Raw genomic sequence first — 24826 nt, 5'->3', positions numbered from 1 at the left:
AGTTAAAAGTTTGGATTAGACCCGTCGCAGGCACAATCATAATAACAATGATCTCCACTTTCATTTCTACCTGCCAAAAAATTAATACAATAGATCTGAGCCTGTACTTGTTGGTCAACACAGGAACCACTAAAATTCTGGGGCATGTACGCAGGATATTTCAAATCTGGTGAAGTGTATTTTACCCTACACTTACCGCCAAATTCTTCAACACCACCCATTACATTTTTCATTTCGCCCTTACTCAGTAAATTTAATTTTTTCATTGCATAGATTTTAAATTTTGTTTTTCAAACAGCTAAAAACAACCTTAAGTTGTTCAGGTAAACTTAAATTATTATGCCCATCTGTTTACGATTGAAATCCGCACATCTTGCGATTTATTCTAACATCCTCAATAAATAGCTTTAATTGATTAACTTAAGCCTACCTATCTAAAACATTTAATATGAATACCAAAAAAGTGCTGAAGCAATTGCGCTTAACTAGAGGTTATACACAACAACAAATTGCAGAAAAACTCAATATAGATCGAACGACCTACTCATCATGGGAAAATGGCAAGGTTGACCTGACCTTCTCTCAACTAAAAAGAATAGCTGGCGAATACAGTATGGATTTACCTGTATTGATTAAAATGCTAGATGAAATATGAAAATTTCGCAGTAAAACTGCGCTTGCAAAAACTTATCCTTTATTGATCTTTAATACCATGCCAGCTTGGATGCTTGCCTTTGTTAGTTTGTTGATCTTTTTGATATTTGCTACAGTTGCGCCATCAAATTTTTCGGCAATGCCAGATAAGGTATCTCCAATTTTAACTTTATAAGTAATATAGGTTGCTTTAAGGGGTGCTTTAGCTTCCTCTTTTACTGTACCATGTACCTTTAATTGTTGGCCAGGAATAACCGTTGTACCTTTTAAATTGTTCCAAACTTTTAAGTCTTGTACTTCTACCTTGTACAGATTAGCAATTATTGTTAAGTTTTGTCCAAGTTTAACTTTATGGATATTTGTTTTAGCAATAGCCGTTTTACTTTTATTGGCCAAACCTTTTTTCCTCAAATCTCTTACATCATCTGTAGAGGCCAGTACAATTTCTTTATCAACCTCAATATCTGCATTCAATACCTCAAAAAGTTTAGCATAATTAACTTGCTCAACCCTAGGCAGGATTATTCTTTTAGGCAATTGATCTGTGCCATTTACAATCTTCTTTTTATAAGATGGATTTAAGCCAAACAACGTTGCTTCTTCATGGTTGATGGCCTTTGCCACATCGGCCAATGCCACAAAACGGTTAACCAGTACTGTATCTGTTTTATAATTGATAGCTGGCGTTTGCATTACAATATCGTGTGTATTTGAATAATGCATTACATATACCGCAGCAATAAATGCCGGCACATAATCTCTGGTTTCTCTTGGTAAAAATGGACGGATTTCCCAGAAATCTCTAGAGCCAGCCTTTTCCATAGCACGGGTTACATTTCCCTTTCCGCAATTGTAGGCCGCAATGGCTAACAGCCAATCGCCCAGCTCTTCGTAGGCATCTCTAAAATAAGCCGCAGCAGCATAGCTTGCCTGAATAGGATCTTTGCGCTCGTCAACAAAATTATCCATATTTAAACCATAAGCCTTGGCTGTGCCAAACATAAACTGCCACATACCCGTTGCACCAACTCTTGAAATAGCGTGCGGGTTCATCGAAGATTCGATAATGGGTAGGTATTTAATCTCGGCAGGGATGTTATAAGCCTTAAGCGCTTTTTCGAAAATAGGGAAGTAATATTGAGAAAGACCCAACATTTTGCCCATCATGTCTTTACGTCTGCTATAGATATCTATAAAACTTTGCACATATTCATTGTAACTCAATGGCACTGTTTTGGCAATTGAATCCAAACGTAATTTATAGATGTAATTTTGGTTAAAAACCAGTGGTTTATCAATAACCGGAACAGCAACCGTATCAAAACGAGATGCCGTAGTCATGTTTTTTAAAATCGAATCTGTTTGTGCAGTTCTTCTTGGAGTTTGAGCAGCAGCAGTAAAAATTGCTAGAAAACTTAATGTGGTTAGTACTATTCTTCTCATAGGCTGTTGGGCAAAAAATCTAAGTTAAGAGATTTTAGCTAAACTTCGTGTAAAAAACGATGTGATAAATTGAGCAACTCTTGCTCGTTAAAGTGTTTGGCCATTAACTGAACACTTAACGGCAAACCTGCAGCATTATTGCCCAATGGCAAGGCAACTGCCGGAATACCAGCCAGTGACGCCAAAACCGTATAGATATCTGCCATGTACATTACCAATGCATCTTGGATATTTTCGCCTATTTTAAAGGCTGGAGTTGGAGTTACAGGACTCAATAAGAAATCGTAGTCTACAAATAAAGCTTCTACTTTTTCTCTGATTAATCTCCTTACTTGTTGTGCTTTTTGATAATAGGCATCATAATAGCCTGCACTTAACACAAAGGTTCCGAGTAAAATTCTTCTTTTTACCTCTTCGCCAAAACCTTCGGCCCTTGAGGTTTTATAAAGCTCATTTAAACTTTGGGCTTGGGTATTTCTGTAGCCATAATGTACCCCATCATAACGCGAAAGATTTGACGAAGCTTCTGCAGTAGTTAATACATAATAAGCTGGCACTAAATAATCAAGAAGATCAAAGGATACATATTCAACAACATGCCCCTGCGATTTAAATTTTGCTATTGAAGCTAAAATCGCTGATTTAATTTCTGGATCTAGGGCCTCATTTTCGATGGTTTCTTTTAAAACCGCTATTTTTTTTGTTCCACCTGCACCAAGATTTTGCGTATAATTTGGTACTGGAAGGGTAGAAACCGTACTATCAGCATCATCTGCCCCAGAAAGTACTGCCAACAATAGGGCTGCGTCACTAACTGAGGAAGTTAAGGTACCCACCTGATCGAATGAAGAAGCATAGGCCAATACGCCATATCGAGAAATACGACCATAAGTTGGCTTAAAACCAATACAACCACAAAAAGCGGCTGGTTGGCGAACTGAGCCTCCGGTATCTGTACCCAAAGTAGCTAAACAGAGATCTGCTTGTACCGCTACAGCCGAACCTCCTGAAGAACCTCCTGCAACTCTTTCTTCGTCTGCTGCATTTTTAACTGGGCCATAATAAGAAGTTTCGTTAGAACCACCCATCGCAAATTCATCACAGTTCAGTCTGCCAATAATCACGGCATCTTCTTGCAACAAACGGCTTACCACAGTTGCTGAATAGGGTGCCACAAAATCGGCCAACATTTTTGAAGAAGCAGAAACCTGGTGGTCAATATAACAGATGTTATCTTTAATACCGATAACCATACCCGCCAATCTACCAGCTATTCCATTATCTACTTTTTGTTGCACCAATTCTGCCTGCTTTTTTGCAGAATCAAAAAACACCTCATTAAAAGCATTGAGGTGTTGATTTTTTTCTATCTGTGTAAAGTAATAAGCGATTAACTCTGGTACAGTAAGCTGCTTTTGCGCAAGTCTTCCTTGTATCTCTGTTAAAGAGGTATATTTCTTCAAAACTTAAATTTAAAAGATAAAGTATGGTCGATTTATTTAAACTACAAAAAGTAATTGATTAAATCATTGTTGCTTTATCGTCGGTAAAAAATGTGCTATTAATGAAAAACAGCCGCTAATTAAAGCGGTTTGTTTCCATTTTGAGTTCCGTCAACACCGTCAACGCCATCTTTACCATCTTTAAATTCTTTTACGCCTTTACCTAAGCCACGCATTAGTTCAGGAATTTTTTTACCACCAAATAATAATAAAAGTGCTAATACGATTAATACTATTTCACCTGTACCTAGGCCGGCTATTAGAAATGTTGGTTGTACCATTGGGTCTATATTAAGTTTTTTAATTCTTTAAATTAGGAATACGATTCCTTGTTTTTTGTTTCTTCGGGAGTAGCTTCTGCTTTAGTTTCAACAGGGGTTGATTCTACAGCTGTCTCTTCTTCTGTTGGATGATGACGCTGCGCATGGTTCTCTTCCTCTTTTACTTCGTTTTCTGTATCTACGGAATTTATGTTCCGATGGATTTCTCTCTTCACTCCTTCCGAAGCATCTTTAAATTCTCTAATCCCTTTTCCTAAACCTCTTGCCAATTCTGGTAATTTTTTACCTCCAAATAACAAAAGTATGGCCAAAACGATGAGCATAATCTCACCTCCACCCATGTTTAAGAACTCTAATAATGTGCCTGAATACATCTCTAATCTATTTATATACAAATATAGACAAATTAATTGCCTAATAGTTTATCTCGCAATCCAACTTTCGGGATTTAAATGGTTTGCACCTCTGATCAATTGAAACCCAAGCTCTGGTACTCCGTCAGTGTTGCCAACAATTCCGATGGTTTCTTTAGTGCTTACATTATCTCCCGCTTTTACACTTGCACTTTTTAAATTGTAATAAACGGTAAAGTATTCGCCATGTTTAATCAACACCACAAATCTTCCTTGTACTGGTGTAACCGATCTTACTGTACCATTAAAAACGGCTCTAGCAGGCGCATCTTCATTGGTATGGTATTTAATTCCTTCTTCATTAATTGTAGCCTGTTCAAACTTACCTGCTCCATAACGTGTACTGATATATCCAGTGGCAACTGGTGCAGGCAAACTACCCTTATTACTTTCAAATGCAGATGAGAGTTTAGCAGCTTCGGGTGTTGCTCTTAAAATCTCACTGGTGGTTCTTGGTTTAGCTGCAGCTACTACTGGTGCAGGTCTGTTCTCTGTTTTTGCTCTTGCAGCGGCCAACCTCGCTTCTTCTTTCAATCGATCTTCTTCCTTTTTACGTTCAATTGCGATGATTCGATTAATCTCTGCAGTAATCTGTCTTTGAATTGCGGCTTGTTGTTGTTTCTTTCTCTGGATATCTTGTGAGAACTGTTTCTCTTGTTTGCTCAATTGGTTTAACACCATGGTCTGCTCGCCCTTTTTCTTATCCAGCTTGCTCTTCTCGTTTACCTGCTCTTTTAACAGGTTGTTTTTTTGCTTTAGATCTTTATCCAATACCACAATCTTATTGTTCAGGTCTTTTTCGGTACCCTGGATATAGGCTGCTTGTTTTTTACGGTATTGTCCAAATTGCTGCAGGTATTTGATCCTTTTATATGCTTGATTAAAATCTTTAGCTGCAAAAATGAACATCATTTTATCATAAGAATTTTTATTCCGCTGGGCAAACCTGATCATCCCTGCATACTCTTTCTTTAAGTCAGACAAACGTGTTTGCAGATTGTGAACTTTACCTGTATTTTCGGTAATCTGATTATCCAGATTTTTCATTTCCGAGTTAATGGTCGAGATTTTTTCTTGCATTAAACGAACCTGAGCTTTAATGGTATTGATTTCGCCTACGGTTAATCTTTTACCATTAGTTGTTTTTTTCAGATTTTTTTCTGCCAGTTCAATTTCTCTTTGCAGTGCTTCTTTTTTACGGGTAAGCTCCTTTGTGGTTTGTGCAAAAACGCTTGTACATAAGGCTACAAAAAGTAGAGAAAGAAATAGTTTATTTAGCTTCATTGCTCCAAAAATATAAAAAAATTAGTTGATTAGCTCAAAACTTTTAGGAACACTAAAAGGAAACTCTACGGCAACATTGCTCTCGATTTTTGTAAATTCAATTTCTACATTTATTTTTTTTGCGCCAGACATGGTGTTGATTTTCAGGCTAGAGGGAAACAAAGCACTATTTACTGGAGTATACTTGCCATAGGTTACCTTAAATGCTTGTCCTGCTTTGGCATCGTTCAATGTAGTTTCTGCTACCTTTAACAAGGTATTAAATAAACTTCTATAGGTCAAATCGCCATTTGTACCACTTAATACCCAAACACCCGATTCTTGGATCAAATCCGAATTTACATTCATAAAATCTGGTATCGCATTACCTGAAAGTACCGCTTGTAACAAACCGAAATTAAGCTGTTTGTTGGCATATTGATGAATGTAATTGAAAGGTTTTTTGACATATTTTTTTTGCAAACGATCTAACAACAACAAACTATCTGGTGTAATTACGGCCCTAGCAACCTCAATACCTGCAATTGCTGTAATGCTTACCCAAATCTTTTTATCTTTTTGCATTCTGATAATCATCGTCACGTTATGCTCATCACCATCCATATTTAGATTTGCCTTGCCTCTCAAAGCCAGTGTATTAAAAGACAGGTTCTTGCTTTTCAACAAATTTAGGTTTTCGGGCTTTTTATCAACCTCTACCTTTTCTTGGCTAACTGGAGGGGTAGTCACAATTATTCTTTTGGGCTTACATCCAAATGCGACTATTGCAATTACTACTAAAGAAAGGCTATTTAATATATTTCTTTTCATTAATTTTCTTGTTTAGTTTTTCGGAGTCATTTCCTGCTTGTTTGGCCTTTTGCCATTGCAAAACAGCTCCTTCTTTGTCTCCTTTTAGAAAAAGAATATCGCCATAGTGCTCTAAATAAACAGGATTCGACACCTCATTGTTTGGTAATGCTTTTTGTATCCAAGTTAAAGCCAAATCGTATTTGCCCATTTTAAACAACACCAAAGCATAGGTATCGGCTATTGATGTATTTTTTGGAAGGGCTGCTGCTGCCTTGGCTACGAGCATTTCGGCCTTTGCCAAGTTCTGGTTTCTTAACGCTAAATAGTAGGCATAATTGCTTAACGTGAGGTAATTATCTGGTGCCAGCTCAATAGATTTATCGAAGGCAAGGTCTGCTTCTTTTAATTTTTGTTGGTCTATCAACACCTCTGCTTGCAAGGCAAAAATCATCGCTTTTAGGTTTTTATCGTCTCCATCTAATTGCAGGGCCGATTTAATTTCTATTCCTGCTTCGGCATTTTGTCCATTTCTATGTAAGGCAAATGCTCTGTAATAATACAATATAGCCTGGTTTGGATAGATGGATAAGGCATCTTCACCAGTTTTGATGGCCTCGGTATACTGCCCCATTAAGTTTTGGATGCCCAAAATCTTTTCCCAAGCGGCATAAAATTGCTCGGAGATTTTTAATACAGCTTGATATTGTTCTTTGGCACCATTTAAATTTCCCTGCTGGTACAAAACATCTCCGTACAATACAATTAATTTAGGGTCGTTTGGATGATTTTTAACGGCCAATTGGATCAGATCTGTGGCATCTTTAGCTACTAGCTGATTACCAAAGCGGGGTAGCATACTTGCTACAATTTTAAGTTGATTGGCAACTGGCATTGCAGGGTTGGCAAATGCAGCTTTCAATGGTACAATGGCCAGTTCGTTCTTTTTCTGAGATTGATAGATATCGGCCATAGCCAAATCTATTTCATAATTATCTGGCTCTAAACTCTTGGCTTTTCCGAGAACAGACAAGGCTTCATCTTTTTTGTTTTTCTCTAACAAAACCCCGCTCAAATAGAGATAACTTTTTACATCGTTAGGATTTTCGGCCAACAACTTATCTATTGTGGCATTATCTGGTGCTGCACTGGCTTGCATTACCACACGTTGTCTGGCAGCTGTTAGTTCTTTTGAGGCGCCGAATTTTTGCTCTATTTCATCGTATGCTTTTTGTGCCTCAGCATTTTTACCACCAAGAAAAAGGGCATTTGCTCTATCAAAATAATTATCTTCGGTTGCTGGCGACTGTTGAATCAACTGTGTAAAAACATTAACCAAAGCATCCATATTGCCATTGCGTTTATAGATTTCGGCTTGTAATTTTAAATACCAGACATTTTTAGGATTGATATTGATTGCCTTTTTAATTGCCGTTTCTGCATCCAACAACTTATTCTGTCTGTAGCTTATTGTTGCCAATTCAAAATATGCGGCATCATGTTTAGGATCTAATGCAACAATTCTCGCAAAATTAGCAGCAGCATTGCCATAGTTTTCGATCAGCTTATCTTTTAGACCTGCAAAATAAAGTTCTGTAATGGTATTATTTGGATTGGCTATGCCAAATGGCTGCTCTTGGGCACTCAAAAGTCCATAACAAAAACACAAACCAATACAAACAACTTTAAACTTCATTTTATAATTTTATAATGAACGTATTTTATTTCCCTGTATGTCCATAACCCCCTGCACCGCGAGCCGTATCACTTAATTCTTCAACACTTTCCCAACTAATGGTTTCGTGTTTGGCAATTACCATTTGGGCAATCCGATCGCCATTGTTAATCACAAAAGCTGTATCTGAAAGGTTGACCAATAATACTTTAATTTCGCCACGATAATCTGCATCTATGGTACCTGGCGAATTTACAATCCCAATTCCATGCTTATAGGCCAAGCCACTACGTGGTCTGATCTGTGCTTCGTATCCAATGGGCAACTCTATATGTAAACCTGTTGGAACTAAAAGACGTTGCAAAGGTTTAATTGTGATTTCTTCATTTGTAAATGCTCTTAAGTCCATACCTGCAGCATTTGCTGTTTCATAGGCCGGCAAAGGGTGATCTGAATGGTTGATGATCTTAATATTCATTATCAATTAGCTTCTTTTTAGAATTTTCAGTAAATCTTCTTTTTCGAAATAGACAATACTCGCTATAAAAGCAATCAATAAGGCATTGCCGATATAGATATTTCGGTTAAATATAAAAAATGAGGCGAAAACAATTGCTGTAGAAACAATTAAATAGGCCAAAATCTTCTTGAGGTTGTAAGGTATTGGATAATACTTCTGTCCGAGGAGGTAAGAAATGACCATCATGGTAGCATAAGCAGCCATTGACACCCAGGCAGAACCCATATAACCATAATGTGGGATCAATAGGATATTGAAAACAATGGTAATCATTGCCCCAATTATAGAAATGTAAAGTCCGAAACGGGTTTGATCTGACAATCTGTACCAAATAGACAAGTTCATGTAAATGCCCAAACATACATAACCCAACAACAAATAGGGCACTGCTGGCAAACCCACCCAATATTCTGCCCGATGTGCGGCATCTCTGCTGATAAAATACTTTAGAATTTCGATATTGGCTACCAAAGCCACAAACAAAATAGCCAAAGCAATTACAAAGTATTGCAGAATTTTAGCATAGGTGTTTTTGGCATTTTGATGTTTGGCATGACTAAAGAAAAATGGCTCGGCCCCCAAACGAAAAGCGGTATTGAAAATGCTCATAAAGATGGCTATTTTACATACTGCCCCATAAATACCAACCTGAGTTTCTGTGGAGTATTTACCTAAAAGGATCTTATCTAAGTTTTCGTTGATGATAAAAGACAAATTGGCCACTAAGATTGGCCAGCTGTACGAGAGCATGTTCATAAACATGGCCTTATCAAATTTAAGCTGGAGCTTTAAGAACTCTGGGATCAACAAAACGAAGGTGATCAAACTGGCAATCAAATTGGCAATAAATACATAACCCACCCATTTTTCGCGAAACCAGCCGGCAAAAAAGTGGGCCATTGGCCAATCGTGTTTGATAATGGCCGGAATACCATAAATAAAGAACAAACAGATACTTACATAGGTTAAAATATTGATAAACTTGATCAAGCTGTAACGAAATGGCTTCCCATCTGCCCTTAATTTCGCAAAGGGAATGATGCAGATGGCATCAGAAAACAACAGCCACAAAAAATATTGTACGTATCGCCTTTGGTCTTCAAATTCTGCCAAATCGCCATTCAATAACCATTTGGTAATTGGGTTGGTAAAAACCAAGCCCGTCAACAAAAACAAAGTGGAGATAAAGGCAATCACCAAAAAGGAATTGTTATAAACCTGCCCCTTTTTATCCTCATGTTTATTCAGATAACGGAAAAAGGTAGTCTCCATTCCAAATGCCAGTACTGCATTGATCAATGATGCCCAGCTGTACATTTTGGTAAACACCCCATATACAGATGCCGTATAGGTACGGGTAAAGATAGGTGTTAAAACAAAATTGAGCAGCCTAGATAAAATGGTACTGATACCATATACCATTGTTTGCCCCACAAATTTTTTATATACCGACAATTGATTTTAGATTTTAGACCTTAGACTTTAGCTTGCTGAGCAGCTGCCCACTTACAAAATCTTTAATCAGTTTATTTTTTCACTTCACTATAATTGTAAATTAGCTTTACCAAAGCAGGTTCTTTTTTACAACTTCAAAGTTGCGATAATTTTTAGCTTCTCCATCTACAACTTCAACATTTTCTACTTTAGCCTTTTCTGGACCTTCATTGCACCAATCTATAAACATTTCTAAGGTGGTGGCATCGGCTTCTGCTTCGATATAAACAGAGCCGTCTTTTTCATTTTTAACCAAACCTTTTACACCCATTTGATCGGCTACGGCCTTGGTACTTGCCCTAAAGAAAACGCCTTGTACTTTACCTGTTATTTTAATATTGATATGTTTCATTTTTTTAGTAAAAAGTATTTAGTAGTTAGTATATAGACATCATGTTGATCAGTTCAATAGTTCATTGGTCATTTGTTCATTAGTTATCAAGCTAAACTCAGACTGATATTTTTTAATATTTTGATATAATGGTTGTCACATTGAGCCTGTCGAAATGCCTTACCAACTGGTCTTCGACAGGCTCAGACTGACATTTTTTAAACTCTAGGACTTCATACTCCTTTACCCAAAATCCATTTCCGTCAACACTGTCCTTTCATTTAAAAACTCTTCCCATATTTCATTTAAAATTGTTGCAGCAGGCTTAATCTCATCCAGCATGGCCGAAACCTGACCAATTTCTAATTCTCCTTCTTCCATATTGCCTTCAAACATACCCAATTTTGCTCTTGCCCTTCCTAAAAGTTCGGCTAGCTGCGTGGTATTTGCACCATCAGCTTCGGCTTGTGCCACTGCATCGGCAAACTCATTTTTAAGCAAACGAACCGGCACCAGTTTTTTCAATCTCAGTTTGGTATCTCCCTCGGCAGCATTGACAATTTTTATCTTGAAATTAGGGTGTGCCGATGATTCTTCTGCAACTGCAAAAGCAGAACCAACCTGAACTGCATCTGCACCCAAAGCAAATGCGGCCAACATGGCTTTACCACTTCCAATACCTCCTGCGGCAATTACCGGAATTTTAACCGCAGCTTTGATCATTGGGATCAGGCACAAGGTAGTTGTTTCTTCTCTACCGTTGTGGCCTCCTGCTTCAAATCCCTCAGCTACAATAGCATCGACACCACTTTCTTGTGCTTTTAACGCAAATTTGGTATTTGCAATTACATGTACAACCGTTATCTGGTGCGACTTTAAAAAAGAAGTCCAAGTTGCAGGGTTTCCAGCCGAAGTGAATACGATTTGAACACCTTCTTCTACCAAAATATTCATAATTTCTTCCACGTTTGGGTACAGTAATGGAACATTTACCGCAAAAGGCTTTGTGGTAGCTTCTTTACATTTTTGAATATGTGTTCTCAATACATCTGGATACATGGAACCTGCACCAATAATGCCAAGGCCACCTGCATTAGAAACTGCAGCAGCCAATTTCCAGCCACTGCACCAGATCATTCCAGCTTGGATAATTGGGTATTTGATATTGAAAAGTGTGGTAATTCGATTGGCCATTTTGCTAAAATAAACGTTTTATAGTGGTTTCTTTTTTAATTATTCGATCTTCAGCAAGGTCAATCAATACAATGCCTGGTTTTTTGCCAACAGTTAAACTTCCGTATTGTGCCGCTATGCCTAAAAATTCGGCACCATTAAGAGTTGCCCATTTCAAAGACTCCTCAAATGAGATATTTTTATAGAATTGTAAGGTTTGCATCTCTGCCAAAATATTTAACTCATTATTACTGGTCAAGCTATCTGTGCCGAGCGTTATTTTTAGCGCTTCGTTCTTGAAGAGCTCCACTTCAGGCAAATGATCTTCAATATACAAATTGGCTTTGGGGCATAAACACCAGTATAATTTTTGATGTTCTTTTTGGGCAAAGTCCATATCGGCCTTTGTGCTAAAAGTATTGTGTACCAAAAGCGTATTCACATGTTTGGGCAGTTTTGGCAAGTGGTAATTTAATGCGTTTTTACCAGAATTGTGTGCTTCACTTTGTGCTATACCAGCAGCCGCAAAAAAATCGGCAAATGTTCCAGTTCCTTTTTCAAAAAGCTCATTTTCTCCAACAGTTTCTTGGTTATGGATACTAATTACATCTTCTATTTGGGTATTTGTACTGATCTGTTCAAACAAAGTTGACGATACTGAATATGGTGCATGTGGCACCAAGCTTGCTTTTAATGGCGCAAAATCATTTTTTAATTGAATGCCAGCCTCCACAATCGGTTCAGATGGTCTATTGAACCCAAAAAGCTCTACAAAAGTTTGGTAATAAATTTTACTGTTTAGCTTTACCGATCTAGAAATTAAAAGGTTCGAAATATCGCCTACGGCAACAATTCCATTCTCATACATCTCTTGGTCTGCTGCTTGCATGGCCGCAATAATCTCGTCTTCTGGTTGATCTCTTATGGCCAATAAAGCTTTGATAAAGTTGGTAAGCCCTGTTTTTTCGGCTATTTTACCTCGCAAATGCGACAATTCTAAATGGCAATGGGTATTGATCAAACCCGGAACCAGCACCCCTTTGTAATATTTGGCTTGTTCTATTCCTTGGCTTTTGGCTTCATCAGCAGTGAGTACCTGTTTAATCGTTCCATCAAGTGCAATTTCTAGCACACCATTTTGAATAGGTTGGCTAACCACAGGGAAGATCCAATCGGCAGTTATAAAATTTTGCATGTACAAATTAAGCGGAATAAGATTAAACTGAAAAGATTTATCATTAACAATGTTGCTAAAGGCAACAAAGTGTTGCACATCTCCACAACTTCAGAATTATCCTTAAATTTTAAATTACTGACAGTAAGATGCTTACAAATATATTTTTCTTTGGCACCATTATGTATCCTAATGGTATAGAGTTTAATAAATGATACTTTAAAAATAACAATTATGAAAAAATTAATTTTATCAGCTGCATTTGTGGCTATCGCAGGGTTAACAGCAGTAAATGCAAGCGAAGTAAAAATAAATCCAGTTGTTGCTGTTCAGGATAGCGTGATTAAAACCCCAATTAAATTAGAAGAATTACCTGAAGCTGTTTTAAATACATTAAAATCTGATCCTTATAAAAAATGGACACCAGTTGCCGCTTTTAGCGTAAAAGATGGCCAGAAATCATATTTTCAAATTGATGTTAAAAAAGAAGAAGAAACTTCATCAATTAAACTAGATAAAGACGGAAAACCAGTAGAATAAGCTAAGCGCTGATTTATTTAACTATTAACTAATCGCATAAAGCCGGAATTTTTCTCCGGCTTTTGCTATTTTTGCTGTATGGCCAGCCTATTGATTATTGAAGATGATACTACTTTTGCCCAATTGCTTGAAGTTTTTTTAGCGAAGAACCATCATCAAGTACAAACTGTTGTCAATGTTCAGCAAGCCAATAAGATCTTAGATCAACAGGAGTTTGATTTATTATTGATTGATTATCGCTTACCAGATGGAACGGGTTTAGACGTTTTAACCAAAGTACGTGAAAAGGGGGTTATTGTTCCTGTGATTATCATGACCAGCTTTAATGATGTACGTACTGCCGTAAAATCGATCCAATTGGGGGCCTTTGATTACATTACCAAACCTGTTAACCCAGATGAGTTGTTAATGATCATTAACAATTCGTTACTTAAAAAGGAAAGCAAAAATAAGCTTCAGCATGAAGAGCTCAACGATTTTATCAAAGGTAAAAGCACCATTGCCGACAAGCTTTATGCACACATCGATTTGGTTGCGCCTACAGATATGTCGGTAATTATACAGGGCGAGAGTGGAACTGGTAAAGAATATGCGGCCAGGACATTGCACCTGCAAAGCAAAAGAAAAGATAAACCTTTTGTTGCGATAGATTGTGGGGCTTTATCTAGAGAGCTCGCTGCAAGTGAATTTTTTGGTCATGTAAAAGGTGCATTTACAGGGGCATTACATGACAAAAAGGGACAGTTTGAAGCCGCCAACGGTGGTACGCTGTTCTTAGATGAAATTGGGAACCTGAGTTATGAAGTACAGATTAAATTATTGAGAGCTTTACAGGAAAGAACCATACAGCCTTTAGGGAGCACCAAACAAATTAAAGTAGATGTACGGATTATTGCTGCTACCAATGATGATTTAACCAAGAGCATTCAACAAGGGGAGTTTAGGGAAGACCTCTACCACCGAATCAATGAGTTTAAAATACAATTACCTCCCTTACGTGATCGAGGTAAAGATTTGGAGCTTTTTATTGCTCATTTTATCACCTTGGCCAATCAAGAACTTCAGCGTAATGTTAAAAGCATATCGACAGATGCGAAATCACTTTTATTACAATACGATTGGCCGGGAAACCTGCGTGAACTTCGCAATGTAATTAAACGGATGGTTTTACTAAGCCCTGGAGAAGAAGCGAGCCTAGCTGCTTTACCAGACGAGATGATGATTGCCATCAACCAATCGCCAATCTCCAATCCATCTGATCTCAAAGCCATTAACGAAGTCAACGAAAAAACCCTGATTACAGAAACCCTGATCAAAGTTAAATACAACAAATCTCAAGCGGCCAAGCTATTAAACATCGATCGGAAGACTTTATATGCTAAGATGGAGCGTTATGGCATTACATAATCTTTTCATCAATTGAGGAGAGCAATTGATCCAGTCGCACTAACAAAATATTAATTTCTTCTTTTTGCCCGCTATCAGAATCAGCTGCAACTTTCAACTCCATCATTCTAAAATCTTTTGCCAGTGCCTTGGCCCCAATTTGTCCCAATCTGCCGGCAAGGCGATGTACAATTAAACGACTATTTTGTACTTCATTATTTTGCATTGCTTTTTTCAGCAAGCTCATATCGGCCAAACAATCTTGTTTAAAACGATCTACAATTTTGTCAAATAGCTGTGGGTCGCCAAAAGTCATTTTTTCAATCGTACTCCAGTCAATCTCCAATCCAATTTCTACTGGCTTGGTCTTTTCAAAAATCGAGAGCAGTTCTTCTGCCCTAAAAGGCTTCATGATCAAACCATCAAATCCATCCTGTAAAATTGATTCTCTTTCATCTGGCAGAACTTGGGCCGTAATGGCATAAAACTTTACGGTACGATCTATCCTTTTTTTCAGCAGATGGTAAAGTGTTAAGCCCGACATGTCTGGCAAACGCATGTCAATTAATACATATTTCACTTCCTCATCAACTGCTGCATTTAATACGGCTTCTGCTTTGTCAAAACTTTGGAAGGCAATATGTTGCTGTGTAAAGATCAATTCGCAGAGTTCCAGAATAAGATGATCATCATCAATAATCCATACCTTGCCTGTATCTGTAATTGGTTGGGTAGTTAAATTTAAGTGATCTACTGTTGTCTGTTCTGATAAGCTATAGGTTAAAAAGAAGTTAAAGACTGTACCTACCCCCTCTTCGCTTTTGGCCACAATTCGTCCACCTTGCTGTTCAACTAATGATTTAACAATACTTAATCCCAAACCAGTACCTGTTGGGTTAATGGTCTTTTTCTCTGGAGATTCTACCTGCTCAAACTCATTAAATATCCTATCCACATCTGTTTTCGCAAAACCAATTCCTGTATCGCTAATGCTAAAATTAAAATGCAATTGGGCTCCTTGCTGTTTATAAGCAACTGCTAACACAATCTCGCCCTTTAAGGTAAATTTAACTGCGTTGCCCAATAGGTTAAATAAAATTTGCTTCAATCTAAAGGGATCTCCATTGATATAGGTTAAATCATCCAAGTCAAATGCAGCCACTAAACGCAATGATTTTTCTTCTGCCAATGGCCGCATCACAGCTACTACTTCTGTTAAAATTTGATGGATGTTGAAACTTTGGTTGGTAAATGAAAATTCGCCAGAAATAATGCGGTTGTAATCTAAAATCTCGTTAGCGATCTGTAGCAAGTGGCTTGATGATTGATAAATTGCGTTGAGATCTTTTTTACTTGGATTGGTCTGTTGAGACACGATTTGAGCATAACCTAAAATGGATTGAAGAGGTGTCCTGATCTCGTGGCTCATGTTAGATAGAAAGCGTTGTTTGGCCTTTCCATGATATTCTGCTTCTTCTTTGGCTTCTTCTAAGGCTGCTCTGTATCTATTGCTCTTTGAGATATCTGTTAAAATAAAATAGAGCAAAATCCCTGTCAATAGAAAAAAGGCTAAAATAATTGCGCTGATCTGCGAAATTCCTTCATTGACCAACTCTTTGGCTACCTGCCCGTTTTTTCCTATTTGGGCTACAGCCTCTGCTTCTACCTTTTTTAAAATATCGAGCATTTGTTGTGTCAATACATTGTTGGCATTGGCCAGCACAATTTCTCGCTTTAAAAATCGCTGTATTTTAACTTGTTGCTCTTGTGCAATGGCCTTAAGCGAAACCTCCATATTTCTGATAATACTATCTTCAGACAGGCCACTTACCGTATCACGTTTAACTTGCAGTTCTTCACTAATGATTTTATAGACTTCGGCTTTCTTTTTACCAAACAGCCTGCTTAAAAAACCCTTAGATTTTTCGGCTTCAGGTTCTAATGTGGTGGTAGAAGTAGTTGTTTTGGTAGTTAAGATGGTACTATCTGCACCTCTAAAACGTGTGCTTACCATTTCGTTCAATTTAGCTACTTCATCAGCATAAGACTTGTTGTTTACCAAGCCTTCTCTAACTTTCAAGTACTCTATAAATTGTCGATCGCGTACGTTCAACAACTTTTGTATAGAAACCAATCGCCTAAACTGCACCGTATCCTTTGCATATAATTTTTTTAAAGTATCTACCACCAATTTCAACCTTTTCGATTCTTTAAAAAACTGACTATAGTTATCGGGATCTTTGAGTGCTTTATTTTTTTGAACCTGATCTAGCCCTGCTATTTGATGCGAGAGCTTATTCACCATTCTCAACCTATCATTTGGTGTAGAGATGTTCTCTACAGTGGTGAGTATTTTTTGCAGTGCAATTTTATTCACAGCCCAAGCCATTAACAAAGCCAAGGATGCTAAAAAAAAGCCCATAATGATTTTGCCCTTTGTTGCCTGCAGAAAACGATGTTGAGTAATTTTGGCCATTATTTAATTTAACGCTGCATTTGTTAAAATGATTACTTTATAGACAGATATAGCATTACTTTTGTTTAAATTAGAAAAATAAGTAGCCGTATTAAATGAACCGTATAGATAGACTTTTTGGAATCCTAATCCTTTTACAATCAAGAAAATATGTAACTGCCGAGAAAATATCCCATCAATTTGGGATCAGTGTACGCACAGTTTATCGTGATATGAAGGCATTGGGCGAACAGGGTATTCCTTTAAGTTTCGAGCAACATAGGGGCTATTACATTGTTCAAGGTTACTTTCTGCCACCTATTTCTTTCAACTCTGATGAAGCCAATGCCTTGTTGTTAATGGAGCGTTTTTTAGAGGGTTTTGCAGACAAATCGATCATGCACCATTATACAACGGCCTTAAACAAAGTGAAGGGCGTACTTCGTTCTACGCAAAAAGAAAAACTAGAACATTTAAATGAGCACATTAAGCTACAGTTACCAGAGCGCTTAAAAAACGATACAGAACACCTTTCTGTGTTACAAAATGCCATTTCTGCAAAATGTATTATTGAAATTGATTATCAAAACAATAAGGCAGAAGTGAGCAAACGTGAAATAGAACCAATTGGGTTAATTTTTTATGCTTTTAGCTGGCATTTAATTGCATGGTGCCATTTAAGAAATGAATATCGAGACTTTAAGGTAGCTAAAATTGCCCAGGTAAAATGTACCGAAATCCCATTCAGAAAATCGCCACACATGTTGGTAAGCGATTACATGAAATTATTGCCCGTTAATTATTAAAAATTAATTTCTCATTTAATTTAACTTCTCTTTTTTACGCTGCCATAGGGTTGTCACTTGTGTGTTTTTTCTTTGTGTAACAAAACATAAAAATGATGAACATTATTGAACTCTTATTGACAGAATTAGAGCGTGAAGCTCAAACAACCCGTAAAATGTTAGCCCTTATTCCGGCAGACAAATTTGACTGGGCACCTCATCAAAAAAGCATGAAGATGGTGAACTTGGCCACACACATTGCCGAATTGCCTAGTTGGGTTACCCTAGCTTTAAAAACTGATGAGCTTGATTTTGCTATTACGCCTTATGAACCAGCGGTTGTAGCTAATGCAGCAGATATCTTGGATTTGTTTGAAAAAAGCTATGCAGATGGCAAAGCAAGCCTAAGCCAAGCCGCTGACGAAGACTTGAGTGGTAAATGGGTATTGCGCAATGGCGAAGAAATTTATGCGACCATGACCAAGTATGAAACCATTAGACATGCCTACAGCCAAACCATACACCATAGGGCACAATTGGGGGTATATTTAAGGTTGTTAAACATTCCTATTCCAGGCAGCTATGGCCCTAGCGCTGATGATCAGAGCTTTTAATTGCTGATCGGGAGTTATATAGTTGTTGGCGAGGACACCAACAACTGCTAGAAGTTGGTCGGGATTTATAATCTCGGCCAACACTTATAACAATAGGCTTTACATAGCTATTGGCGGGGACACCAACAGCTGCTAGAAAAACCAATAAATGTCAGTCTGAGCCTGTCGAAGACCAATACAAACGCTTCGACAGGCTCAGACTGACAATCTTCTAAAGAATCGTGAGTTCTAATCCAGGCCGTTAAATTATGGCTTCGTTTAAGATTCCAACATCTTTTATCATTATCGGACTAGAATTGGTTAACTTTGTAAATTAATTACTAATTCCATCCAATGTCTGATTCAACAACACGTTTAAATAAATACATTAGCGAAAGCGGTTTATGCTCTAGAAGAGCTGCCGATAGGTACATTGAACTAGGTCAAGTTTTTATCAATGGCCGTAAAGCTAAAGTTGGCGATAAAGTATTTTTTGGTGATCTAGTAAGTGTAAATGGCAATAACATTGAGCCAAAACAAGCAGAAAATACCATTCTCTTAGCCTACAACAAACCTGTTGGCATTACCAGTACCACAGAGGCCAATGTAAAGGGCAATATTGTAGACCACGTAAACCATAGCGAACGTGTATTTCCGATTGGGAGATTAGATAAGGATTCGCAAGGCTTGATCTTTTTAACTAACAATGGCGATCTGGTTAATAAAATTTTACGTGCGGGCAATAACCACGAAAAAGAATATATTGTTACCGTTAACAAACCTTTAACCGATCAATTTATTGAGGGCATGGCTAAAGGCGTACCAGTTTTAGGGGTAATGACCAAAAAATGTAAAGTGACTAAAGAAAGTCCTTTTGTTTTTAAGATTACCTTGATTCAAGGGTTAAACCGTCAGATTCGTAGAATGTGCGAGCATTTTGGTTTTGAAGTAACCAAGCTAGAAAGAACCCGCATTATGAACATTACGCTAAAAGGCTTGGCCATTGGCGATTGGAGAGAGTTAACGGAGCAAGAACAGACTGAAATTGGCAAATTAGTGGCCAAATCAAGTTCTGAAAAAGCGGTAACACCGAAAAGGGTAAATAAAAAACCAACCATAGAGAAAGAAGAGAAACCTGCACAGCGCTATGCTAAAAGTAAAACAGGTGGAACAAAATCAAAAGGAGGTGCCCCGAAAACAGGAGGTTCTTTTAAAGGTGGCAATGCCAATAGTAGCGATTGGTTTAAAGCCGGTCCAAGCAAAAGACCAACCAGACCTTCTAATGGCAAACAAGGTGCACCAGCAGCAAAAACACGTAGCCCGAAGCGGAAATGATCACACTCTTAATTTATCTAAATACACTTATTTTTGTATTATTAGCTGCTTTACATTTTTATTGGGCTGTTGGGGGTAAATGGGCCTTGGCATCAAGTATTCCTGTATCTGCTACTGCAAAGCCACTTTTTAACCCAGGCCTTATAGGATCATTGATCGTGGCCATTGGCCTACTTTGTTTTGCATTGGTGATCTATTTTCATTTGGCCAGTTTTTATGAACCCATCAACCCTTATCTAGATCATATCACCCTAATTATTGCACTGATATTTTTTATTAGAGCCATAGGAGATTTTAAATATGTAGGTTTATTTAAGAAAGTAAAAGCAACTCCATTTGCCATTAGTGATAACAAAATCTACATTCCACTTTGTTTCTATTTGGCTATGAGCTGTTTACTTATTGTAATCTTATAACCCTTCAGCTCTTCATCCTTTTTACCCTCAACCTTTTTAATTACCTTTGCCCCTAATGGTTAGCACTAAAAAAATAGACATTCGTTCGTTGGACCTGCCTTCTTTGCAACAACATTTTACGGCAATGAAGGAACCTGCATACAGGGCAAAACAAGTTTACCAATGGCTTTGGGAAAAATCTGCCCGAAATTTTGAGGAGATGAGCAATCTATCTAAAGATTTGCGTAAAAAGCTCGACGACAATTATGCCATCAACGTTGTGGAGATCAATAGTGCGCAGTTTAGCAACGACCATACCATTAAAAATGCTTTTCGTTTATACGATGGCAATATTGTAGAAGGTGTTTTAATCCCTACCGAAGAACGTATGACCGCTTGTGTAAGCTCGCAAGTAGGCTGTAGTTTAACCTGCAAATTCTGTGCTACGGGTTACATGGATCGCAAGCGCAACTTAAACGCAGATGAGATTTATGATCAAGTAGTTTTAATTGACCAACAGGCTAAAAAGAATTACAATATCCCTTTAACCAACATTGTGTATATGGGCATGGGCGAGCCTTTGCTCAACTACGCAAACGTATTGAAATCTATAGAACGAATTACCGCACCAGATGGGCTAAATATGTCGTACAAACGCATTACAGTTTCTACAGCTGGCATTGCCAAAATGATTAAGAAACTAGGTGATGATGGGGTGAAATTTAACCTAGCGCTTTCTCTACATGCTGCAAATGACACCAAAAGACACGAGATTATGCCAATTACAGAGCATAACTCTTTAAAAGCATTAGCCGAGGCACTTAAATATTACTTCCAGAAAACCAAAAATCCGGTAACGTACGAGTATATTGTTTTCAATAATTTCAACGATGAAATTCAGGATGCAATGGAATTGGTTAAGTTCTGTAAACACGTACCTTGTAAGGTTAACCTCATTGAATATAACCCAATTCAGTTTGCAGATTTTATCAATGCCGAAGGGGATAAAATTGATGCTTTTGCTACCTATCTCCGCAATCATGGTGTAAATACTAATATTAGACGGAGCCGAGGTAAAGACATTGATGCGGCCTGTGGACAATTGGCGGTTAAGGAAGAAGCTAAAAACTAATTTCGCAAATAGCTACAGCCACTTATTGCTCACCATCCAATTTTTCAAGCGTTCAAACCAATCATCTTTTGTAGTGGTATTGTTCAACCCAAAACCATGTCCACCTGCTTGGTAAATGTGCAGCTCTGCTGGCACTTTAAATTTTGTTAAAGCCTCATTATATAGGATGCTGTTTTTTACCTGTACAGTTTCATCGTTGTTGGCATGCACCAAAAATGCAGGCGGTGTTTCGGCACTGATATAATTTTGTGTAGAGAAATAGCGTTTTTGACTTTCTGTAGGCTCATTACCCAATAGATTTTTAACAGAACCCGAATGAGTAACAGATCCAAAGCTAATTACAGGATAGATCAAGATAGAAAAGTCTGGCCGCAAGCTGATCTGCTCTTGGTTTTGCACTTTCATATCGTTGTAATGTACACTCAAGCTTGCTGCTAAATGTCCACCAGCAGAAAAGCCCATTACACCTATCTGATTAGCGTTGAGCCCCCATGCTTTAGCATTTTTACGGATCAAATAAATGGCCTGTAAAGCATCTTGTAGAGGCCCCATACTTTTATCAATCATGATCAAGTCGCTAGGCAAACGGTATTTCAATACAAATGCCGTAATTCCCAATTCATTAAATCTTTTGGCCACATTCACCCCTTCCTTGTCGAAAGCTAAAATTCCATATCCACCACCCGGGCAAATGATTACTGCCGTACCATTGGGTTTAGCCGGAGCATACACGATCAGTTCTGGTGAGGTTACTTTACTTATTCTCAAAACTCCATCGGTACCAGTTATGGATTCTTCCTGATATGTTGATGGAGGCATTTTAGCACCAGGAATTGTGCCATTGTAAAGCAGGATACTTTGTTGTGCATTTGTTTGATCCAACATCACAAGAAGAAAAAATATAAAAACAAATAGCTTTTTCATCGAATTATCATCATCTATTAAGGTTATAAACTTACATACTTTATCATCAACCAAACAATAGCCTGACTAATCTTTTTACAATAATATTTCTACCTTTAAGTTAAAGGTAACTATTAATCAACTAGATCAATTCACATGAAAACTATTTTAACCAAAGACCAATTGAAAAAAATTAAAGGCGGAACTGGGGGGGATGATGTTTTTAACTGCACTATTCAATGTACTAGAGGTGTTGGGGGTGTTTACGACACCTGTTGCAATTTGCCACAAGACACAAGTGGCCAAGCTTGTTGCGAACGTAAACATGGTAGTGGCTCTGTTTTTCTTCAAATTATTACAGGGCCTGGCAATTGTGTAGACGGAGCCGTAACAGACAAGTAAACAACACGCACAAATATTTTAACCACAAAATAACCCTATTAATTAGACCCTTAATCTAAAAAAATGAAAACAAGATTAACAAAAGAACAACTCAAAAAAGTAATGGGCGGTGGCGATGAAGGCGATGTATACAATAAAACAGTTAAATGTACCAGAGGGCAGGGCTCTTATGATACTTGCTGTAATTTACCTCAAGATGTAAGCGGACAGGCCTGTTGTGAGCGTAAACACGGAACCAGTTCAGTCTTTTTATATGTTGTATCTGGATCTGGCAGTTGTGTAGACGAACCTGTAACAGATATCGTTTAAAAGATTAAGCCCTCAAGCTATTTAAAATACCTTGAGGGCTTTATATCCATATTACATTATTTGATGCTTCTTTAAAACTCCATCAAATATGCTTTTAAAAAGTCGTTGATATCTCCATCAAGTACCGCTTGTGGGTTAGACGTCTGGTAATTGGTTCTATGGTCTTTTACCCTTCTATCATCTAGCACATAACTCCTAATTTGCGAGCCCCATTCTATCTTTTTCTTGGCCCCTTCAACCTCGGCAATAGCCTCATTCCTTTTCCGTTGTTCAATCTCATATAACTGCGATTTGAGCAATCGGATTGCATTTTCTTTGTTCTGCAGCTGCGATCGTGATTCCTGATTCTTGATAATGATCCCCGATGGTTTGTGGTACAAGCGAACAGCGGTTTCTACCTTGTTTACATTCTGCCCCCCAGCACCACCTGCCCTAAAGGTTTCAAATTCAATATCGGCCGGATTGACATCAATTTGAATGGTATCATCAACCAAAGGATATACATAAACCGAGGCAAAGGAAGTATGTCTGCGGGCATTCGAATCGAAAGGAGAAATCCTTACCAAACGATGTACACCATTTTCTCCTTTTAAATAACCGTAGGCAAATTCGCCAGTAATTTCTATCGTTACCGATTTAATACCAGCCACCTCACCTTCGGCATAATCTTGTTCGGTTACCTTATAGCCATTTTTTTCGGCCCACATTAGGTACATCCGCATTAGCATATAGGCCCAGTCGCAACTCTCTGTTCCACCAGCACCAGCAGTAATCTGCATTACAGCAGGCAATTGGTCTTCTTTACTGTTGAGCATGTTCTTCAACTCCAACTCTTCTACAGCTTTTAAACAGAGGTCAAATTGCTCTTGCATTTCTTCTGCTGTAGCATCGCCATTCTGATAAAAGTCGAACAACACCTGCGTATCTTCGGTTAGTGCATTGGCAGCTTGCCAAGCATCAGTCCATACCTTTTTAGCGTTAATGGCGGCAATATGTTTTTCGGCTTTTTTAGGATCGTCCCAAAAGTTGGGTTGCAGGGTCAATTGCTGCTCAATTCGAATATCTTCTAAACGGTTTTCAACGTCAAAGATACCCCCTCAGCGACATCATTCTGTCCCTTAAATCCTGAATTTGTTCTTTAGTCATAAGGACAAATATAGAAAAACTGAAGCTCAAAGACTAGAGATCAAAAAACAAAAGCAAGTTTGCTGTGTGTCACAAAGCATTTTAGGTCAATTCGACTTCAGTTGTTTCCGTTTCTAAAATTCTACCATCTGATAAAGTAATTCTAATCATAAATTTATGTTTTTTATTAGTGCTTGGGGCAACTTGTAAACGAAAGCCATTGGAAAAACTGAACGCCCCTGGTGAAGAAGAAGAGGGTAAATTATTATAAGACTTGATGTAATCCGCTATTGACATCAACGTCTGATCCTTTTTTACTTTGAAATATAAGCTGAGGTCGGTATTCTTTGGATGACTAGCATCAAAATCATTAGTCGAAAATATTTCTAAAGATAAGACGTCTTCCTTGTCCATGAAATTATAAGCACAATCGCAAGCTTGAGCCGTTTGTATTAGTCCCCAATTGATCTGTCGTTTTCTTAAAACAAGTTGTCTCTTTTTTATTTCAATTTGAATAGCATAATTGGCACTAGCAATTACATTGACATCTGTTGTTGTAGGCTGTGGCAGAGCCACATCTATATTTTTTGCAGATATGCCAAATACTGTCCAATAAATGTCTTTTATTGGACCACAATTACAATCTACACATCCGCTAATGAGCTGCAAACTTAGCGCTAATGCAAAAACAAAAAATATCTTCTTAATCATTAGGTATATTTTAAAATATCTA

General features: G+C 37.8%; 27 protein-coding genes. 10 read left to right on the top strand and 17 right to left on the bottom strand.

Going from position 1 to position 24826, the window contains the following annotated elements:
- Positions 1–2 precede the first annotated feature (2 nt).
- The gene (locus AQF98_RS18485) at positions 3–266 is read right to left on the bottom strand and encodes a hypothetical protein (RefSeq protein ID WP_055133438.1); all 264 of its coding nucleotides are present in this window, start codon (positions 264–266) and stop codon (positions 3–5) included.
- 182 nt (positions 267–448) lie between these two features.
- On the opposite strand from AQF98_RS18485, the gene AQF98_RS18480 reads away from it, so the two are divergent.
- Complete coding sequence (locus AQF98_RS18480) at positions 449–655, top strand: helix-turn-helix domain-containing protein (RefSeq protein WP_055133437.1); 207 nt, start codon at positions 449–451, stop codon at positions 653–655.
- A 32-nt stretch (positions 656–687) separates the two neighbouring features.
- Here AQF98_RS18480 and AQF98_RS18475 read toward each other — a convergent pair whose 3' ends face one another.
- From AQF98_RS18475 to AQF98_RS18420, 12 genes are all read right to left on the bottom strand, one after another.
- Positions 688–2097 carry a lytic transglycosylase domain-containing protein gene (locus AQF98_RS18475; protein WP_055133436.1) on the bottom strand — a complete coding sequence of 470 codons (1410 nt, stop codon included), beginning with the start codon at positions 2095–2097 and terminating at the stop codon, positions 688–690.
- A 38-nt stretch (positions 2098–2135) separates the two neighbouring features.
- Positions 2136–3560: an Asp-tRNA(Asn)/Glu-tRNA(Gln) amidotransferase subunit GatA gene (gatA, locus tag AQF98_RS18470; protein WP_055133435.1), complete on the bottom strand. Its 1425-nt coding sequence runs from the start codon at positions 3558–3560 to the stop codon at positions 2136–2138.
- A 119-nt stretch (positions 3561–3679) separates the two neighbouring features.
- Positions 3680–3880, bottom strand: a complete 201-nt coding sequence (locus AQF98_RS18465; RefSeq protein WP_055133434.1) for a twin-arginine translocase TatA/TatE family subunit — start codon at positions 3878–3880, stop codon at positions 3680–3682.
- A 32-nt stretch (positions 3881–3912) separates the two neighbouring features.
- The gene (locus tag AQF98_RS22300; RefSeq protein ID WP_055133433.1) at positions 3913–4254 is read right to left on the bottom strand and encodes a twin-arginine translocase TatA/TatE family subunit; all 342 of its coding nucleotides are present in this window, start codon (positions 4252–4254) and stop codon (positions 3913–3915) included.
- A 48-nt stretch (positions 4255–4302) separates the two neighbouring features.
- Complete coding sequence (locus AQF98_RS18455; RefSeq protein WP_055133432.1) at positions 4303–5577, bottom strand: murein hydrolase activator EnvC; 1275 nt, start codon at positions 5575–5577, stop codon at positions 4303–4305.
- Positions 5578–5598: 21 nt separating this feature from the next.
- Positions 5599–6387 carry a DUF4292 domain-containing protein gene (locus AQF98_RS18450; RefSeq protein WP_055133431.1) on the bottom strand — a complete coding sequence of 263 codons (789 nt, stop codon included), beginning with the start codon at positions 6385–6387 and terminating at the stop codon, positions 5599–5601.
- Complete coding sequence (locus AQF98_RS18445) at positions 6365–8062, bottom strand: tetratricopeptide repeat protein (protein WP_055133430.1); 1698 nt, start codon at positions 8060–8062, stop codon at positions 6365–6367. Before AQF98_RS18445 ends, AQF98_RS18450 begins: the two co-directional genes overlap by 23 nt.
- A gap of 25 nt (positions 8063–8087) precedes the next feature.
- Positions 8088–8519 (bottom strand): dUTP diphosphatase, encoded by a 432-nt coding sequence (gene dut / locus AQF98_RS18440; protein WP_055133429.1) that lies wholly within the window; start codon positions 8517–8519, stop codon positions 8088–8090.
- 6 nt (positions 8520–8525) lie between these two features.
- Entirely contained in the window at positions 8526–10016 is a 1491-nt protein-coding gene (locus AQF98_RS18435; RefSeq protein ID WP_200911918.1) for a lipopolysaccharide biosynthesis protein, read from the bottom strand.
- 106 nt (positions 10017–10122) lie between these two features.
- The gene (locus AQF98_RS18430) at positions 10123–10407 is read right to left on the bottom strand and encodes an acylphosphatase (RefSeq protein ID WP_055133427.1); all 285 of its coding nucleotides are present in this window, start codon (positions 10405–10407) and stop codon (positions 10123–10125) included.
- A 222-nt stretch (positions 10408–10629) separates the two neighbouring features.
- Entirely contained in the window at positions 10630–11580 is a 951-nt protein-coding gene (locus tag AQF98_RS18425) for a nitronate monooxygenase family protein (RefSeq protein WP_055133426.1), read from the bottom strand.
- Positions 11581–11584: 4 nt separating this feature from the next.
- Positions 11585–12754 (bottom strand): amidohydrolase family protein, encoded by a 1170-nt coding sequence (locus AQF98_RS18420; protein WP_055133425.1) that lies wholly within the window; start codon positions 12752–12754, stop codon positions 11585–11587.
- Positions 12755–12967: 213 nt separating this feature from the next.
- Between AQF98_RS18420 and AQF98_RS18415 the strand changes: the two genes are divergently transcribed.
- Positions 12968–13273, top strand: coding sequence for a hypothetical protein (locus tag AQF98_RS18415; protein ID WP_055133424.1), 306 nt, complete (start codon positions 12968–12970; stop codon positions 13271–13273).
- A gap of 78 nt (positions 13274–13351) precedes the next feature.
- Positions 13352–14680: a sigma-54 dependent transcriptional regulator gene (locus AQF98_RS18410; RefSeq protein ID WP_055133423.1), complete on the top strand. Its 1329-nt coding sequence runs from the start codon at positions 13352–13354 to the stop codon at positions 14678–14680.
- On the opposite strand, the gene AQF98_RS18405 is transcribed toward AQF98_RS18410, so the two are convergent.
- Positions 14673–17135: a hybrid sensor histidine kinase/response regulator gene (locus AQF98_RS18405; protein ID WP_055133422.1), complete on the bottom strand. Its 2463-nt coding sequence runs from the start codon at positions 17133–17135 to the stop codon at positions 14673–14675. The genes AQF98_RS18410 and AQF98_RS18405 overlap by 8 nt on opposite strands.
- 95 nt (positions 17136–17230) lie before the next feature.
- Here AQF98_RS18405 and AQF98_RS18400 point away from each other — a divergent pair, with 95 nt between their 5' ends.
- From AQF98_RS18400 to rlmN, 5 genes are all read left to right on the top strand, one after another.
- Positions 17231–17920, top strand: coding sequence for a YafY family protein (locus tag AQF98_RS18400; RefSeq protein WP_055133421.1), 690 nt, complete (start codon positions 17231–17233; stop codon positions 17918–17920).
- A gap of 92 nt (positions 17921–18012) precedes the next feature.
- A complete protein-coding gene (locus AQF98_RS18395; RefSeq protein ID WP_369816941.1) occupies positions 18013–18513 on the top strand; it encodes a DinB family protein in 501 nt (166 codons plus the stop codon).
- Positions 18514–18846: 333 nt separating this feature from the next.
- On the top strand, positions 18847–19827 hold the full coding sequence (gene rluF / locus AQF98_RS18390; protein ID WP_055133419.1) for a 23S rRNA pseudouridine(2604) synthase RluF: 981 nt from the start codon (positions 18847–18849) through the stop codon (positions 19825–19827).
- Complete coding sequence (locus AQF98_RS18385; RefSeq protein WP_055133418.1) at positions 19824–20243, top strand: DUF3995 domain-containing protein; 420 nt, start codon at positions 19824–19826, stop codon at positions 20241–20243. Before rluF ends, AQF98_RS18385 begins: the two co-directional genes overlap by 4 nt.
- 55 nt (positions 20244–20298) lie before the next feature.
- Positions 20299–21354, top strand: coding sequence for a 23S rRNA (adenine(2503)-C(2))-methyltransferase RlmN (gene rlmN, locus AQF98_RS18380; protein WP_055133417.1), 1056 nt, complete (start codon positions 20299–20301; stop codon positions 21352–21354).
- Between the two features lie 12 nt (positions 21355–21366).
- Here the strand turns inward: rlmN and AQF98_RS18375 are convergent, their stop codons facing one another.
- Complete coding sequence (locus AQF98_RS18375) at positions 21367–22278, bottom strand: alpha/beta hydrolase (protein WP_055133416.1); 912 nt, start codon at positions 22276–22278, stop codon at positions 21367–21369.
- A gap of 135 nt (positions 22279–22413) precedes the next feature.
- Here AQF98_RS18375 and AQF98_RS18370 point away from each other — a divergent pair, with 135 nt between their 5' ends.
- Both AQF98_RS18370 and AQF98_RS18365 read left to right on the top strand, forming a co-directional pair.
- A complete protein-coding gene (locus AQF98_RS18370) occupies positions 22414–22659 on the top strand; it encodes a hypothetical protein (protein WP_055133415.1) in 246 nt (81 codons plus the stop codon).
- Between the two features lie 63 nt (positions 22660–22722).
- Positions 22723–22968, top strand: a complete 246-nt coding sequence (locus tag AQF98_RS18365) for a hypothetical protein (RefSeq protein WP_055133414.1) — start codon at positions 22723–22725, stop codon at positions 22966–22968.
- Positions 22969–23039: 71 nt separating this feature from the next.
- Here the strand turns inward: AQF98_RS18365 and prfB are convergent.
- A protein-coding gene (gene prfB, locus AQF98_RS18360; protein ID WP_152969757.1) for a peptide chain release factor 2 occupies positions 23040–24114 on the bottom strand; the annotation gives its coding sequence in 2 pieces (ribosomal slippage) (positions 23040–24053 and positions 24055–24114; 1074 coding nt in all).
- Positions 24115–24195: 81 nt separating this feature from the next.
- Complete coding sequence (locus AQF98_RS18355; RefSeq protein ID WP_055133413.1) at positions 24196–24804, bottom strand: DUF5034 domain-containing protein; 609 nt, start codon at positions 24802–24804, stop codon at positions 24196–24198.
- Between the last annotated feature and the right edge of the window lie 22 nt (positions 24805–24826).

It is taken from the genome of Pedobacter sp. Hv1 (assembly GCF_001412215.1).
In the GTDB taxonomy this organism is placed as follows: Bacteria; Bacteroidota; Bacteroidia; order Sphingobacteriales; family Sphingobacteriaceae; genus Pedobacter.
Note: the sequence above shows the minus strand (reverse complement) of the source record. Positions and strands in the feature narration are given on the sequence as shown.

Excerpts from the sequence above, each read along its gene's own strand:
- AQF98_RS18425 (WP_055133426.1), bottom strand. The coding sequence starts at position 11,580 with ATGGCCAATCGAATTACCACACTTTTCAATATCAAATACCCAATTATC.
- AQF98_RS18450 (WP_055133431.1), bottom strand. The coding sequence starts at position 6,387 with ATGAAAAGAAATATATTAAATAGCCTTTCTTTAGTAGTAATTGCAATA.
- AQF98_RS22300 (WP_055133433.1), bottom strand. The coding sequence starts at position 4,254 with ATGTATTCAGGCACATTATTAGAGTTCTTAAACATGGGTGGAGGTGAG.
- AQF98_RS18475 (WP_055133436.1), bottom strand. The coding sequence starts at position 2,097 with ATGAGAAGAATAGTACTAACCACATTAAGTTTTCTAGCAATTTTTACT.
- AQF98_RS18445 (WP_055133430.1), bottom strand. The coding sequence starts at position 8,062 with ATGAAGTTTAAAGTTGTTTGTATTGGTTTGTGTTTTTGTTATGGACTT.
- dut (WP_055133429.1), bottom strand. The coding sequence starts at position 8,519 with ATGAATATTAAGATCATCAACCATTCAGATCACCCTTTGCCGGCCTAT.
- AQF98_RS18365 (WP_055133414.1), top strand. The coding sequence starts at position 22,723 with ATGAAAACAAGATTAACAAAAGAACAACTCAAAAAAGTAATGGGCGGT.
- AQF98_RS18410 (WP_055133423.1), top strand. The coding sequence starts at position 13,352 with ATGGCCAGCCTATTGATTATTGAAGATGATACTACTTTTGCCCAATTG.
- AQF98_RS18385 (WP_055133418.1), top strand. The coding sequence starts at position 19,824 with ATGATCACACTCTTAATTTATCTAAATACACTTATTTTTGTATTATTA.
- AQF98_RS18355 (WP_055133413.1), bottom strand. The coding sequence starts at position 24,804 with ATGATTAAGAAGATATTTTTTGTTTTTGCATTAGCGCTAAGTTTGCAG.
- AQF98_RS18480 (WP_055133437.1), top strand. The coding sequence starts at position 449 with ATGAATACCAAAAAAGTGCTGAAGCAATTGCGCTTAACTAGAGGTTAT.
- rluF (WP_055133419.1), top strand. The coding sequence starts at position 18,847 with ATGTCTGATTCAACAACACGTTTAAATAAATACATTAGCGAAAGCGGT.
- AQF98_RS18370 (WP_055133415.1), top strand. The coding sequence starts at position 22,414 with ATGAAAACTATTTTAACCAAAGACCAATTGAAAAAAATTAAAGGCGGA.
- AQF98_RS18430 (WP_055133427.1), bottom strand. The coding sequence starts at position 10,407 with ATGAAACATATCAATATTAAAATAACAGGTAAAGTACAAGGCGTTTTC.
- AQF98_RS18400 (WP_055133421.1), top strand. The coding sequence starts at position 17,231 with ATGAACCGTATAGATAGACTTTTTGGAATCCTAATCCTTTTACAATCA.
- AQF98_RS18420 (WP_055133425.1), bottom strand. The coding sequence starts at position 12,754 with ATGCAAAATTTTATAACTGCCGATTGGATCTTCCCTGTGGTTAGCCAA.
- AQF98_RS18375 (WP_055133416.1), bottom strand. The coding sequence starts at position 22,278 with ATGAAAAAGCTATTTGTTTTTATATTTTTTCTTCTTGTGATGTTGGAT.
- AQF98_RS18455 (WP_055133432.1), bottom strand. The coding sequence starts at position 5,577 with ATGAAGCTAAATAAACTATTTCTTTCTCTACTTTTTGTAGCCTTATGT.
- AQF98_RS18405 (WP_055133422.1), bottom strand. The coding sequence starts at position 17,135 with ATGGCCAAAATTACTCAACATCGTTTTCTGCAGGCAACAAAGGGCAAA.
- AQF98_RS18485 (WP_055133438.1), bottom strand. The coding sequence starts at position 266 with ATGAAAAAATTAAATTTACTGAGTAAGGGCGAAATGAAAAATGTAATG.
- AQF98_RS18465 (WP_055133434.1), bottom strand. The coding sequence starts at position 3,880 with ATGGTACAACCAACATTTCTAATAGCCGGCCTAGGTACAGGTGAAATA.
- AQF98_RS18395 (WP_369816941.1), top strand. The coding sequence starts at position 18,013 with ATGATGAACATTATTGAACTCTTATTGACAGAATTAGAGCGTGAAGCT.
- rlmN (WP_055133417.1), top strand. The coding sequence starts at position 20,299 with ATGGTTAGCACTAAAAAAATAGACATTCGTTCGTTGGACCTGCCTTCT.
- AQF98_RS18415 (WP_055133424.1), top strand. The coding sequence starts at position 12,968 with ATGAAAAAATTAATTTTATCAGCTGCATTTGTGGCTATCGCAGGGTTA.